This is a genomic window from Nostoc sp. FACHB-280 (assembly GCF_014697615.1).
GTDB lineage: Bacteria > Cyanobacteriota > Cyanobacteriia > Cyanobacteriales > Nostocaceae > Nostoc_B.
This window is the reverse complement of record NZ_JACJSD010000082.1, coordinates 1-14,922: the sequence shown is the minus strand read 5'-3', so window position 1 is coordinate 14,922 and position 14,922 is coordinate 1. Positions and strand designations below refer to the sequence as shown.

General features: G+C 41.3%; 10 protein-coding genes. 5 read left to right on the top strand and 5 right to left on the bottom strand.

Annotated elements, in window-relative coordinates; translation table 11 throughout:
• The first annotated feature begins 233 nt into the window (after positions 1–233).
• Genes H6G75_RS31360 through H6G75_RS31350 form a run of 3 tightly spaced genes read left to right on the top strand, consistent with a single transcriptional unit; the run spans position 234 to position 6,003 of the window.
• On the top strand, positions 234–1,622 hold the full coding sequence (locus tag H6G75_RS31360) for an S-layer family protein (RefSeq protein ID WP_190983781.1): 1,389 nt from the start codon (positions 234–236) through the stop codon (positions 1,620–1,622).
• Positions 1,619–3,367, top strand: coding sequence for a ShlB/FhaC/HecB family hemolysin secretion/activation protein (locus H6G75_RS31355; protein WP_190983780.1), 1,749 nt, complete (start codon positions 1,619–1,621; stop codon positions 3,365–3,367). Before H6G75_RS31360 ends, H6G75_RS31355 begins: the two co-directional genes overlap by 4 nt.
• Positions 3,319–6,003, top strand: coding sequence for a CHAT domain-containing protein (locus H6G75_RS31350; protein ID WP_242051713.1), 2,685 nt, complete (start codon positions 3,319–3,321; stop codon positions 6,001–6,003). Before H6G75_RS31355 ends, H6G75_RS31350 begins: the two co-directional genes overlap by 49 nt.
• A 49-nt stretch (positions 6,004–6,052) precedes the next feature.
• Here H6G75_RS31350 and H6G75_RS33705 read toward each other — a convergent pair whose 3' ends face one another.
• Positions 6,053–6,178, bottom strand: a complete 126-nt coding sequence (locus H6G75_RS33705; protein WP_277884125.1) for a hypothetical protein — start codon at positions 6,176–6,178, stop codon at positions 6,053–6,055.
• An 11-nt stretch (positions 6,179–6,189) separates the two neighbouring features.
• On the opposite strand from H6G75_RS33705, the gene H6G75_RS31345 reads away from it, so the two are divergent.
• Entirely contained in the window at positions 6,190–9,330 is a 3,141-nt protein-coding gene (locus H6G75_RS31345) for a TIR domain-containing protein (RefSeq protein WP_190983779.1), read from the top strand.
• Positions 9,331–9,360: 30 nt separating this feature from the next.
• On the top strand, positions 9,361–10,125 hold the full coding sequence (locus tag H6G75_RS31340) for a DUF928 domain-containing protein (protein WP_190983778.1): 765 nt from the start codon (positions 9,361–9,363) through the stop codon (positions 10,123–10,125).
• 232 nt (positions 10,126–10,357) lie between these two features.
• On the opposite strand, the gene H6G75_RS31335 is transcribed toward H6G75_RS31340, so the two are convergent.
• The 4 genes from H6G75_RS31335 to H6G75_RS31320 all read right to left on the bottom strand — a co-directional run bounded on the left by H6G75_RS31335 (position 10,358) and on the right by H6G75_RS31320 (position 14,911).
• The gene (locus H6G75_RS31335) at positions 10,358–11,713 is read right to left on the bottom strand and encodes a (Fe-S)-binding protein (RefSeq protein ID WP_190983777.1); all 1,356 of its coding nucleotides are present in this window, start codon (positions 11,711–11,713) and stop codon (positions 10,358–10,360) included.
• Positions 11,714–11,892: 179 nt separating this feature from the next.
• Positions 11,893–13,173 carry an FAD-binding oxidoreductase gene (locus H6G75_RS31330; protein ID WP_190983776.1) on the bottom strand — a complete coding sequence of 427 codons (1,281 nt, stop codon included), beginning with the start codon at positions 13,171–13,173 and terminating at the stop codon, positions 11,893–11,895.
• Positions 13,174–13,312: 139 nt separating this feature from the next.
• On the bottom strand, positions 13,313–14,656 hold the full coding sequence (locus tag H6G75_RS31325; RefSeq protein ID WP_190983775.1) for an FAD-binding oxidoreductase: 1,344 nt from the start codon (positions 14,654–14,656) through the stop codon (positions 13,313–13,315).
• A gap of 165 nt (positions 14,657–14,821) precedes the next feature.
• Positions 14,822–14,911 carry a hypothetical protein gene (locus H6G75_RS31320; RefSeq protein WP_397331879.1) on the bottom strand — a complete coding sequence of 30 codons (90 nt, stop codon included), beginning with the start codon at positions 14,909–14,911 and terminating at the stop codon, positions 14,822–14,824.
• Positions 14,912–14,922: the final 11 nt, after the last annotated feature.

Here is a 14,922-nt window from a genome sequence, read left to right as displayed (position 1 = left end):
TCCAGTTTTAAGGCTTTTTGTAGTTTCTCTATTTGCTGAGAAGTTAAATGATTTTTTGCTGGCATTATTCCTTTTTTTTACTTAATTCAGCTTTCTATTATACACAATTTAAATGCTGAACAGCTTATGCAGGCAATATAATAATTAATGCTAGTGACCAAGTATCGATTCTCAACGGCAGTAAAATATCTAGTCAGGGAAATTATGGGTTTATTAAAATCAATACAGGAAGCTTGTCTCTGAGTAATGGCGCTCAGATTAACTCTAGTCTGATTGGGAAAGCAAAGCAAGTTGGCATTATTTCGATTCAGGCAAAGGATAGTGTATCACTTCAGGGGAATGCGACACTAGGGGACACAGATGTTAATCAGACGGGTATTTTCACTGAAATTCCGTCAGGAAGTGAATTGCTTTCCTCCGATGGGAAAGGAAACATTACAATCAATGCAGATCAGGTAATAATTAGTGATCGCGCTCGTTTGTCGGCAGATACCTATGGAAAAGGTGATGCAGGCGATATTACAGTCAATGCACAACAGATTGAGTTAAAGAATCAAGGACGAATTATCAGCGTCGTTAGAGAGAAGGCGGATGGTAATAGTGGAAATATTACACTGAATGGTCGCACTCTTTCCATAACAGATGAAGCTCGCATCTCTGTGAGCAATAGAGGCACAGGTAATGCTGGTAATGTCACAATTAATGATTTCGACTCCGTGTCGCTGGAACGAAAAGGTCGCATTTCCAGTAGTGTTAGGAGCGGTGCAACAGGCAAAGGTGGGGATATTAATGTTAACACTAACTTCTTGACTGCTGACGGAGGAACAATAGAAGTTGAGAATCAAGGTCAAGGAGATGGTGGCAACATTGCTATTGAAACACAGAATTTGCTACTGCGTCGCCAAAGCAAAATTTCTGCTACCGCAGGTTCAACAAATAATCCTGGTAATGGCGGTAATATCACAATAAATGCCAAGAATGGATTTGTTGTAGCAGTACCATCAGAAGATAACGATATTATTGCCAATGCTTTTGGTGGTCAGGGTGGCAAGATTGATATTACAGCTAACCGCATTCTTGGATTTCAAAACCGACAAAAGTTGAGTTTAGAGCAACTGAGAAGTCTTACCAACAATGGCATCAGCGACATCAGTGCCAGTTCCGATGTAGGTCAAAATGGAGAGGTATCGCTGAATACTCTCAGTATTGATCCTGCTCAGGGACTAGTGCAATTGCCGACAAATCTAGTAGACACTTCCAGCTTAATTGCCCAAAGGTGCGGTAGCAATAGTAACGTTGCTAAAGGAAAAAATGAGTTTGTAATTACTGGACGTGGTGGGCTACCTCCGAGTCCTGATGATACTCTTAAAGCAGGGGCTATTTTACCGGAATGGGTAGTAAATAGTACTGATAGTAATGGGAATACTTCAGTAAGTATGCCTGAGAGGAATTTAAAGCAATTATCATCAAATGCTACCGATACTTTAGTCGAAGCGGTGGGTATGGTACGCAGTGCGAATGGAGATATTGTTTTCACTGCTCAACCTACAACAACTACTGGGCTACAGTCGGGGCTATCTAGTCAGGTTTGTAGTGTTGTGCAAGGGAATGTGAAACAATGAATTGCTGGCAGGGTAGGCGATCGCCTTATCCATATCAATACTATTCAAATAAGGTTCACATATCCTTGTTGGTGACAGGGTTAATTCTCGGCTTCCATCTACCTTTGGCGGCTCAAGAGGTTCCTGTTGAAGTGAAACCACCTTCCATACAACCATTACCCCAACCACAACCTCTACCAAAACTACCACCTCCAGAACAACTACTACCCAATGCACCCCAGTCACCAACTCAACCAGATGTGAATCCGCAGACTTTAGCAGAGACATTGATTGTAGAACGGTTTAAGTTTGTGGGGAATACAGTTTTTAGCGAGCAAGAACTGGCGCGTCTGACAGATGCTTACCTCAAACGTCCAATTACCTTTAATGATTTACTCCAACTACGTTCACAACTGACGAAGTTATATATAGATAGAGGTTATGTGACTTCTGGAGTAATTATTCCCCCCCAAACTGTGAAAGACGGGGTAGTGGTATTGCAGGCGGTAGAAGGAAGCATAGAAAAGATCAATATTACAGGTACGCGCCGCCTTAACCCCAACTATATCCGCGATCGCCTAGCAATTGCATCTGGTAAACCATTATCGCGCGATCGCCTACTCACAGGGCTGCAACTATTACAGCTAGATCCTTTAATTAAAAGCTTATCTACAGATTTACAAGCTGGCACTCATCCGGGTACGAATATTTTAGAAGTTAAAGTTACGGAAGCCGATTCTTTTAACACTCAGCTAGTACTAGATAATCAACGTAGCCCCAGTGTTGGCAGTTTTCGGCGACGCATTCATCTGACAGAGGCGAATTTGTTAGGACTAGGCGACGGGTTGAGTATTGGTTACACCAACACCGATGGTAGTAATGGTTTTGATGTAAGTTATAGTCTGCCAGTCAACCCACGCAACGGCAAGCTGATTTTTTCCTATGGCAATACAAATAGTAATGTGATAGAGCGTCCTTTTAACTCTTTGGAGATCAATTCCCAGTCTCGTTACTACGAGTTAACCTACCGTCAACCCCTGCGACAAACTCCCAATCAAGAGTTCACTATAGGAGTTACAGCCAGTCATCAAGCAAGTCAAACATTTTTAGGTTTGGATGATATAGGCCCGTTTCCACTGGCGGTTGGTGCTGATGACGAGGGAAGGACAAAGGTTTCTGCAATTCGATTTTTTCAAGAATGGACTCAACGCAATAGCCAACAAGTGATAGCAACGCGATCGCAATTCAGTTTCGGCTTGGGCATTTTAGGCGCGACAATCAATCAAAATGAACCCGATAGCCGTTTTGTTAGCTGGCGAGGACAAGCCCAATGGTTGCGCCAACTAGCACCCGATACCTTAGTGCTGCTACAAGCTGATATGCAGTTAGCCGATAGACAACTGTTAGGGCTGGAACAATTTGGTATTGGTGGACAAACAAGTGTGCGTGGATATCGTCAAGATCAGTTATTAACAGATAATGGTGTGCAATTAACAGGAGAAATTCGTTTTCCAATTGTGCGAATCCCTCAAGGAGTTGTACAACTCACGCCTTTTTTCGATCTAGGTACAGGCTGGAATCATAGCGGCTCCAATCCTCAATCTCAGACTTTAGTTGCTACGGGGGTAGGCTTGCTGTGGCGACAAGGTAATAACTTTACTGCACGTTTAGATTGGGGTATTCCCCTCACATCAATTAGTTCTCAGAGGGATAAAACATGGCAAGAAAACGGCTTGTATTTCTCTGTTATCTATACACCTTTTTAAATATGGGCTTGATGCTAAGAGTGAAAAAATTTTGGTGGCAACAAAGCCAGAAACTCGGTTACGGAATTTTGGCTTTGCTGACGCTTTTACTGTGTTTATTCACCTCGCCCGTAGTAGCGCGTCATCCCGTAAGTCAAGATTTAACCGCAGCGATGGTGGCTGAGTCTTCTCTAGCAGAAGCAGCGAAAAATCTTTATACGGCAGGGCGATTTGCCGAAGCCGCAATGTTGTTACAGCAAGCTGAACAGACAACCAGCAATCCAATAGAACAAGCGGTGATTTTGAGTAATTTGGCGCTAAACTTGCACCAATTAGGACGTATTGAGGAAGCAAATCAGGACATTGAGAAAGCGATCGCTATTTTAAAAAATATTCCCGATTCACCACAACTGCTGCCAGTTTGGGCGCAAGTTTGGGATGTCCAAGGTTATTTGCAACTAGCACAGGGTAAAGCCCAAGCAGCTTTGTCATCTTGGGAAACAGCCGCATCACTCTACCGTCAGTTAAAAGATCGTCAGAGAACTATCCTTGCTCAAGTTAACCAAGCCCAAGCATTACAAGCTTTAGGACTCTATCGTCGAGAAATTTCTCTGTTGAAGAATTTGACAACAGATTTGCAAAAACAACCAGACTCTCTGGCGAAGGCAGCTAGTTTTCGTAACTTGGGTGAGGCATTAGTCCTGGCTGGTGATACCCAGCAGGGACAAGAAAATCTGCAAACCAGTTTGAAAATTGCCCAAAAATTGCAATCATCAGAATTCATAGCTTCAGCTTATCTGAGTTTAGGTAATCTGGCTTACATTCCTGATGGCAGTACACAGCAAAACAATACTGCCCTCAATTTTTACGAGCAAGCCGCTATTTCATCAACCATTGCCAGTACAAAGATTGCTGCACAACTCAACCGTTTACGCTTATTGATTGAATTAGAGCAATGGCCAGCTGCTCAAGAATTGTATCCAGAAATCCACAGCCAAATTACTCAACTACCCCTTGGTCGTGCGGCGATTTACGCTCAGGTCAATTTTGCTCAACGCCTACTAGAAATCAGGCAGAAATTCCCCAATCCCAACCCAGAAACAATTGGTCAAATTCTGGCTGTAGCCCGTCAGCAGGCGCAACAATTACAAGATGTGCGTTCCGAATCTTTTGTTTTAGGTAATCTGGGACATTTATATGAACTGTCTCAACAATGGTCTATAGCTGAGGATTTAACTAGACAGGCGCTGAATTTATCACAGTCGATTCAAGCACCAGATATTACCTATCGTTGGCAGTGGCAACTTGGACGTATTTATTGTCAAGGTAAATCCCAGTGTCAACAGTCGGGGAAGATGAAAAATGCGATCGCTGCCTACACTGAAGCATTTAATACTTTGCAAAATATCCGTAGCGATTTAATTGCCACAAATAAAAATGTACAGTTTTCTTTTCGAGAAACTGTCGAACCTGTATATCGCTGGTTGGTAGATTTGTTACTTCAGTCACCAGTATTAAATCAAGAACATCTCAAACAGGCGCGTAATGTCATAGAGGCTTTGCAAGTGGCGAAATTGCAAAACTATTTGCAACAAGCTTGTCAAGATGCTCAACTAGAGCTGGACAAAGTAATTGACTCAAAAGACAAAACATCGGCTGTGATCTATGCAATCATTTTGGATGACCGTTTAGAAGTTATTCTCAAGCGACCTAATCAAGAACTGAGCCATTACGCCACCCCTCCCCAACAGAATATTCAAGAAGTAGTCAGCCGACTATATGAAAATCTCCAAGAAGAGGGTAGTTACGAAGAAGTAAAACAGGATGGCCAAAAAGTTTATAACTGGCTAATTCAACCAATCGAAAAAGACTTACAGGATAGCAAAATCAAAAATTTGATTTTTGTTTTAGATGGAGCTTTAAGAAAAATTCCGATGGCGAGTCTCTATGATGGCCAGCAATATCTAGTAGAAAAATATGCTGTTTCTTTAGCTTTGGGGTTACAAGTTCGTGAACCAAAGCCTTTACAGAGAAAAACCATGAAAGTTTTAGCTGCCAGCTTGACTGAACCACCCAATAATCAAGAAGTTTCTGGCTTTTCTCGATTAGCTAATGTTGCAGTTGAAGTGCAGGAAATCAAGAAGACGGGATTAGCTGTGCAGTGGATTGCTGACCAAGAATTTACCACGAAAAACTTTAACAAAAAGCTGAATACTGCTAACTTTGAGGTCGTACATTTAGCTACTCATGGTTTATTTGGTGCAGATCGAGAAAATACTTTTGTGGTGACAGCCGATGGCAAATTGAAGATAGACGACTTTGATCAATTGTTTAGTACTCAAACACAAAACCACAAGCAGAAAATTGACTTACTCATTCTTAGTGCTTGTCAAACAGCTACAGGTAACGACCAAGAAGTTATGGGTATTGCTGGCACTATAGTCCAAGCTGGGGCTAGTAGTGCGATCGCCAGTTTATGGGATTTAGATGATGCAGCCAGCGTTCCCTTTATGAGAGAATTTTATCGCAATTTAGGACAACCCGACATCAGCAGAGCCGAAGCCCTACGTCTAGCACAGCTATCTCTACTCCAAAATCCCCAATATGACCACCCTCGTTATTGGGCTCCTTATGTTTTAGTTGGTAGTTGGCTGTGATATCCATCTTCTAGCTTGATGTATTATTTATTAAGTCTTGTCATTATCTTTAAGTATGATTACTATATATTATGCCTTGTTTATGAATTTTTAGTGTATCTGTTAATAACAGTGATACAGGCGATCGCCATCGACTAAAGTCAATGGATTTGATTTCGGATGTAAAAACGAGCATCAATAGTTGATATGAATAGCTTTAAAAATGCCTTTATCTCTTATGGAAGAGCTGATAGTAAAGCCTTTGCAACTAAGCTTTATCAGCGACTGACAGAAGCCGGGATGGAAATCTGGTTTGACCAAAATGATATTCCTTTAGGGGTTGATTTTCAAAATCAAATAGACGACGGAATTGAGAAAGCAGATAACTTTTTATTTATCATTGCGCCACACTCAATTAATTCTCCCTATTGTGGTAAAGAAATCGAGTTAGCACTCCGTCGTCATAAACGCATTATTCCCTTGTTACACGTCGAGCAAATTACTCAGGAAACTTGGCAAGAACGCAATCCTCAACGTGAAGCTAGTGAATGGGAACAATATCAAGCCAAGGGATTACACTCTAGTTTTCCTAATATGCACCCAGCTATTGGCAAAATTAACTGGGTATATTTCCGTGAAGGTATGGATGACTTTGAAAAATCCTTTGCGGGAATGCTAGAGCTATTTTCCCGCCATCGAGATTATGTCCATCAACACACCTACTTTTTAGCCAAAGCCTTGGAGTGGGAGCGACAGCAAAAAAACTCACAATACCTGTTAATTGGTGACGAGCGTTTACAGGCTGAAAACTGGTTAAAAGTTCGCTTTAAAGATGAGCAAGCACCATGTGAAGCAACAGATTTACACTGTGCTTTTATCTGTCAAAGTACCAAAAATGCCAACAACCTGATGACTCAGGTATTTCTCTCTTACTCAGAAAAAGAGAGAGACTTTATGGAAAAAATTGCCAAAATCTTGATGCGAGAAAGCTTCACCGTTTGGACAAACAAAACAGATATTCAGTCTGGCACGGATTTTGTCGAGTCAATTTATCGAGGTATTGAAGAAGCAGACAATTTAGTGTTTCTGATGTCACCAGCATCTTTGCAATCAGAATATTGTCAAATGGAACTGTCTCATGCTTTTTCTTTGAAAAAACGCATCATTCCTCTGTTAATTGAACAAGTAGACATAGAGCAGATTCCCGTTGAATTACGTACTCTACAGTTCATCGATTTGACAGAGCCACAACCGCAACAAGCTAATATTGACAAGCTAATTAATGTGCTGACTCAAGATGTGACTTACTATGAACAGCATAAAATCTTATTAGTCAAAGCTCTGAAGTGGGAACGACAAAAACGCAATTCTAGTATTTTGTTGCGGGGTTATAATCTTCGAGAGTCAGAAGCTTGGTTAAAGATAGCCCAACAAAAAACCCAACATCTGCCTATACCTTTGCAAGTAGAGTTCATCACTGAAAGCCTCAAGCAACCGCCTCTAGTAGCACTAGATTTATTTATTTCCTACTCTCTGGCTGATTCTGACTTCGCCCGTAAGCTCAACGATACATTACAAATTCAAAATAAGACTACTTGGTTTGACCAAGAAAGTATCGCCTCTGGTACTGATTTTGAGCAAGAGATTTATAAAGGTATAGAAAGCGCCAACAACTTCTTATTTATTATTTCGCCAGACTCTATCAATTCACCCGACTGCCAGAATCAGTTAGAGTATGCGGTGAGTTTGCATAAGCGAATTGTTACTGTTTTGTATCGAGAGATCAATACTGCGGAGCTTCATCCAGGATTAGCAAAGGTGCAGTGGATTGATTTTTGCCAGCATGGTGTCGATTTTTTGACCAAGTTTGGGGAATTAACGAGAACATTAGATGCAGATCCAGATTATGTGCGATCGCACACTCGTCTTTTCCTCAAAGCCAAAGAATGGGAAGATGCTAAACATGATGATAGTTTTCTCCTCCGTGGTAAAGATTTAGTCGCCTCTGAGGAATGGTTGAAGCAGTCTGTTGACAAACAACCAACACCCACCAATTTACAACTAGAATATCTGGCAGCCAGTCGCGCTCTCCCCTACCGCAAAATCAAACTCCGTAGTGTGTTGCTGAGTAGCTTGGCTGTAACAGTTGTTATGTTTATTGCGAGATTTCTCGGATTCATCCAGCCTTTAGAACTAGCCGCTTATGATCAGATCATGTCGTTACGTCCTGATGAACCAAAGGATGAACGATTTTTGATGGTTGATGTTGATCCCCAAAGTCTGGAGAAGTTAAACGAGACTGGGCGATATCCGGGTGGTAGAGGTTCTATTCCCGATGCGGCTTTAGATGATTTACTCAAAAATCTTTCCCAACATCAACCTAGTATGATTGGGCTGGATTTTATACGTGATTTTCCGGCGGAAGGTAGCCTCAAACAACGTTTGCAACAAACAACAAACTTCATTTCGGTGTGTAAAAACAGTTATGAAAATAGCCGGGGTGAAAAGATTCTGGGCTTTAAACATGCACCAGAAGTCCCGATAGAGCAAGTTGGCTTTAGTGACTTAGTTGATGATGATGCTAAAGGTGGTCGTTATGTCCGCCGACAATACTTAATGCAAAAGCCAGACCCGAAATATTGCAGTACTAGAGAAGCTTTGAGTCTAGTTATGGCTCGTCGCTACCTTCAAGCCAAAGGTCAGTCTTTCACTTCCCCTTTCAATCCCCAAACCAAAGAATATGACCAGTTTATGCAGTTTGGTAAAACGGTGATTCCTCAACTACTGGGAGTAGGAAGTGGCTATCAAGATATGAATGATCAGCTTGCTGGCTATCAAACAATGCTCAAATATCGTACCTCTGGCGGCGACCCCAGTAATTTTGCTCCTAGAGTCAACATTCTGGATGTTTTGGACAATAAAATTGCGGCTGAACAAATTAGAGATCGGATTGTACTGATTGGCTTTACTGATAGACAAAACCGACAAGCTGATTACTGGAGTACACCCTATGGTGACGTTGCTGGAGTCACATTGCATGGGCAAATGATTAGTCAAATCCTGAGTGCAACTTTGGACAATCGCTCTCTGATCTGGTGGTGGCCTCTTGGTTATGAAACTATCTGGATGTTGGGTTGGGCTTTGGTAGGTGGTATTGTCTGTTGGCGATTGAACCGTACTCTTTATTTAAGTATATATGCCGTAGGGTGCGTTGGTTGTTTATACATTATATGCTCTGTAGTATTGGTGAGCCAAAGCGTTTGGATACCTTTTATTCCAGCATTTTCAACATTTATACTGACTGGTGGGACAGTATTATACTTAACTCATAACCTTCGTAAAAGTTAACAAATTAGCAAAGTAAGAGGTAATTGAAAAATGCTCCGTAAACAATTATTGATTCGGCAGTCTACTGTTGTGATCTGCACTCTGACAACTGCCTTTTGTGGTAATTTTTTGTCGCCGATTTTTGTTGACAAAGCCCAAGCACAGAATGTTTTTGAGCGTGTTGGCCGGATGTTTGGTGGTTCTAAAACAGAGGGTAATGCGTCTGGTCGTTCAAGAGGAGGAGCAACGCGATCGCAATGCTCTCAAATGGATAGCAAAAGCCTCATTGCCTTAGTTCCGCAAGACAATGGAGGTTCGACTACTCAGGAATATCCCAAGTTTTGGTTTTATGTACCCTTTGGTGGCACTTCCGAGTCACCTCCAGTCAAATTTAGATTATTAGACGAGCAGAAAAAGTCCGTTTTAACAAAGCCATTACAGTTTTCTTTACCAGAAACAAAAGGCATTGTTAGCCTTAGCCTTCCCTCTACCGAAAAACCATTATTAACTGGTAAAAAATACTATTGGTACTTTAATATTACTTGTGTTAACGATAAAGGACTCAATACAAATATTAGTGTGAATGGTTGGATTCAAAAAGTAGGAGCTAGTCCTGAGCTAGTACAAAAAATAAAGCAAACAGGAAATCAACAGGAGTATATTCCTTATGCAGAAAATAATATTTGGTATGAAACTGTTAGTCTATTAGCCCTCAACCGTACTAGTTATCAGCAAGAATGGACTAAACTATTGTCACTTTTTGAGCTTGAGGAATTTGCTAACTCCCCTGTTTATGAATTGAAATTGAAACAGTAGTTTATGGGAAAATTTAGTCAATTTATTTTCCCTCAATATACAAGGTTGGGTGGAGGAACTTAACCCAACATCCTCAAGACTTTGTTGGGTTACTGCGTATACTTAGACACAGCAGTTGCTATATTCTTGAATACCGTAGAGACGTTACATGTAACGTCTCTACATGGTTTTAAACCCACGTAGGTGGGTTTTGTCTGTATATCCGCAACTTCTAGTCGCCAAGGCGATGAAATTACAATCTTAACTGCAAACCTTGAATGGCATAATCTAACAACTCCATTGGGTGCATTACCGCAATCTTTTGACCCTGCAATTCTAAATGCTTGGTAATTTGTAAACTACAACCAGGATTTGGAGAAGCAATTAAATTCGCACCAGTATTTAATAAATTTTGTACCTTTTGCTTACCTAATTCTTCTGCGACTTCTGGTTGCAATAGGTTATAAACCCCAGCACTACCACAACACAAAGCCGCGTCTAATGGTTCTCGTAAAGTCACGCCAGGAATTTGACGTAATAATTGACGCGGTTGCAAACTAATTTTTTGTCCATGTAATAAATGACAAGCATCTTGATAAACCACAGTTAAAGGTTTATCTGTAAGTGGTGATAGTTTAGCTGTTAAGCCAACAGTGGCTAAAAATTCTTGTGCGTCTTTGACTTTAGCGGCAAAATTTTCAGCCTTTTCTCGATACTCTGGATCATCAGCTAAAATGTGACCGTATTCTTTTAAAGTATGTCCACAACCAGCAGCGTTGATAATGACGAAATCAACATCAGTATCAGCGAAACTATCAATCATTTGCCTTGCTAAAGCTTTGGCTTGTTCGGTTTGTCCTTGGTGTTCGGGAAGTGCAGCACAACAACCTTGAGATTTGGGAATTACAACTTCACAACCGTTAGCTGTTAATACTCGTACTGTCGCTTCATTTACAGGTGAGAAAAATAGCCGTTGCACACATCCTAAAATCACGCCGACTCGATAGCGTTTTGTACCTTTAGCGGGAATAATATCTGGTAAATTATCTTGAAAAGATTTGGCAGTAATTTGTGGCAGAATTGATTCCATCGCTGCCAAGCGTGGCGAGATTTTCTGGAGAATACCAGTTGCTTGTAATAATTTAGAAAATCCCAACTTTTGATAAACGAATAATGGCACAAGTAGAATGCGTAAAATATCTGGGTTGGGAAATAATGCAAATATCAATTGACGTATAAGCTTATCTGGTAAACTGCGGGAATAATTACGTTCAACTTGATGGCGGGTAGCGGAAATTAATTTGTCATATTGTACACCTGAAGGACAAGTTGAGACACAAGCAAGACACCCCAAACAACTATCAAAATGTTCGACTGTGGGTGTATTGAGAGCAATATCACCTTCATTAATTGCATCCATAAGATAGATACGTCCTCTAGGAGAATCCATCTCTTTCCCAATGACTCGATAGCTAGGACAAGTTGAAAGACAAAAACCACAATGTACACAAGTATCGATTAATTTTGGGTCAGGTGGATGATTACTATCAAAGCCTGGTAAATTTTTGATACTAGCTGTATTGTTAATAGAATTTTCTGAAACTTGCATATTTCCCCTCTGAGTTGAAAGTGCTGAGTGCTGAGTGCTGAGTAAAAATCCTATTACTTAGTCAAGAGTGAAGAGTCCCTTTCTCATATAAATTGCTGAGTGCTGAGTAAAAATACTAGTCACTCTTTTATGCTGGGCTATGAAATAATTTTTATCGGGACTTTCTTGGTGGTAGTTCGTTAAATTCCACCTACAAACCGACCCGGACTTAAAATATTTTGGCTATCAAACTGTGCTTTAATGCGACGCATCAAGGGCAAAGCGTTACCAATGTTGCCCCAAACATCAATATTTTGCTTGACTGTTGCAGGCGCAGTTAAAATAGATAAGAAACCTTGATAATTTTGAGTGCGATCGCGCAATTCTAAAACTTGACTTTTCTCCTCTAATTGTAGCCAACCCAAACCGCTACTAATATGAACTAAACCAATGTTCACTTGATTTAAAATCTCCACAGCCGCGCTTGGTAATACTCCTATTTTGCAAGTAATTGCCGACTCTGTGTGAGGAGATTTGATTTGGTTTTGTAATCTCTGCCATAGATTGGTATCATCGGCATCGGCGTATACTGCCCCATTTAAACCCAACTTTGTACCGACTTCCAAAAGGCGGTTTGATTGTTCTTTGACACTTTCACTAATACTTTGAAAACGGGCAATTAATCCTAATCCTGTACCCAAACCTAAATTAGATACAAGTTGTGCAGATAGTAAATCAGCTTGGGTTGGTGTTAACGCTGAACCCCGCAATGTAGACGCAGCTTGAGATATGGCCTCTGCTGTACCAGTTAACACCACAGTACCCGCTACTTCTTGCATCGGATAGACTCGAAAAGTTACTTGACTAATAATTCCTAATGTGCCGTAAGACCCAGTAAACAACTTCATCAAGTCGTAGCCAGCAACGTTTTTGACAACTCGTCCACCAGCTTTGGCAATTTGTCCATCTGCACGTACAAAGGTAATACCAAGTAACTGGTCACGCACACTTCCATAACGTTGTCGCAGAGAACCTGTATCACCAGTAGCTACGATACCACCAATGGTTGCTATTTCTGGGGCTGTGGGGTCAAGGGCAAGAAATTGGCGTGATTTTGCCAAAATTCCTTGTATTTGGGCGAATTTCATTCCCGCTTCGACTGTAATAGTCAAATCTCCAACTGCATGTTCGATGAGTTGGTTAATGCGTTCTGTAATGACGACAATATCAATGCCTTTGGCTAAACCACCCCAGTTCAGCTTACTACCACTTCCACAAGGCAGGACTCGCCACTGATTTTGATAGGCTGTGGCCATGACTTGAGATAGTTGTGCTTGAGTGTGGGGATAGACAATACAAGGTGAATTTACAGCAGATGTCGCCTGTTGAATAGATTTTTGTTGACTGGCTGCAAGATTTTCCCAAAGAATAATATTTTCTTCGCCAACAATAGATGCAATATCAGTTGTAATACCTTTCATTAGTTTAAGTAACTCAGTTTTAAAAATTATCGTTATGGCAAGGTAGGAGGAAGGGGGCAGGGGGAGACAAGGGAGAGGGGGTAGACAAGGGAGACATTTACTCAGCACTCACACTTCGACTCCGCTCAGTGTACAGCACTCATAACTCAACACTCAGCACTTTACTCTTCCCAGGATTCATTAACCCATAAGGGTCAACTATTTCTTTAAATTTCAACTGTTCAGGGTCGATAACTTTTCTGCCGCCGTCTTCAATAATATAGGTGTGAGGGTTGGCAATAAACACACCTTTAACTTCGTGATAATCAATAATTTCATTCAGGCGTGCTTCGGTGGTGTAACGCACAAGTTGTAAAGCCGCAGGTACGACTCGGCCGTTGACGCGGATAAATTCTAAGTGCATCATCACTTCATTACCGAAATAATGATACAACTCTTCTACTAGTTCTAAACCTTTGTCGGCGGGGAAGATAGATTGCAAGTAGGTAATGGAAGTATCAACGCTGCGGGCGTGTAAGGTGGTGTGGTTCCAGGTAAATTCCGCTAAATTGAGTCCTTTACCCGCTTCTTGGGCTGGCTTTTGATAGGTAATTTGACCGTTGTATTGCTGTACCAAACCCGGCAATAGTTCTAAACTGGGTTCTGCAACCATTAATAAGGCTGCATGAGTATCAACAGGAATATATTGATGTAAGGCGCTAAAGTATTCTGGGATGGGTGAAGCGAAGATAGAGATTAATTTTTTGATCATCCCATCGGCGTTACCTAATGCCTGACCAAATTTAGCGGCTGTCATAAAGTCTTTAAAGGTGACAATAACTTCCGCCCAAGGATAAGCAGTCCCTAAAGGAATTTCGACTTCTGTGATAATGCCGTTAATTCCCCAAGCATGGTTAACTTTCTGCACATCGTCACCACGCAGTTCAATGACACGGGGTTCATTTTCTAAAGTTACCACGCGCAAAGCCAAAAGATTACCGCGATCGCCAAGTAACCCATACTGTATCGAACCAATACCACCACTCCCTCCAGCGATAAAGCCCCCAATAGTGGCTGTGCGGTAGGTTGAGGGTGCCATCCGCATTTCCCAGCCAATTTCTCGCGCTTTTTTATCTAAGGCTGTCAATTTCACTCCCGCTTGTACCCGCGCTACCCCTGGGTTTATCCAGAGAATTTCTTGCATTTTGGTCATGTCTAAAATTACGCCACCGTGCATCGGTACACATTGCCCATAATTCCCGGTTCCCGCACCGCGCACAGTTACAGGTATGCGTAATTCGGCACATATCGAGCCTACTTTTATGACTTCTTCTTCGTTGGCAGGACGGACAACAATATCCCCAACTTTGCCTGCTAATTTGGGTACAAGCACAGGGCTAAATGTGTGGTAATCCTGGGATAGTTTGGCTACTTGGTTGGGGTCAGTGATGGTTTCGATATCTGTAAAAGCAGCAGTCAGTGTTTCTAAATTGGTAGTTGCCATAGTCTTATTATTAACGCAGAGTGGCGCGGAGGTAGGCTGAAAATTAATTTCTACGCTCCTCTAGACGCTGCAATAATTGAGTTGTAATGTCATTTCTTTAATAATAAGGTCTGATAGGTCGCTAATAACAAAATTAAGTGGCTCTCCCAGACTAGATATGTTAAATTAACAACAGAAATACCAATTTAGTAAAACCCTTCTTCTAAAATTATTAAAGTTAGTTAAGCCATAAGCCCTGCGTTTAATGAGCTTAATCTTCTGATTAA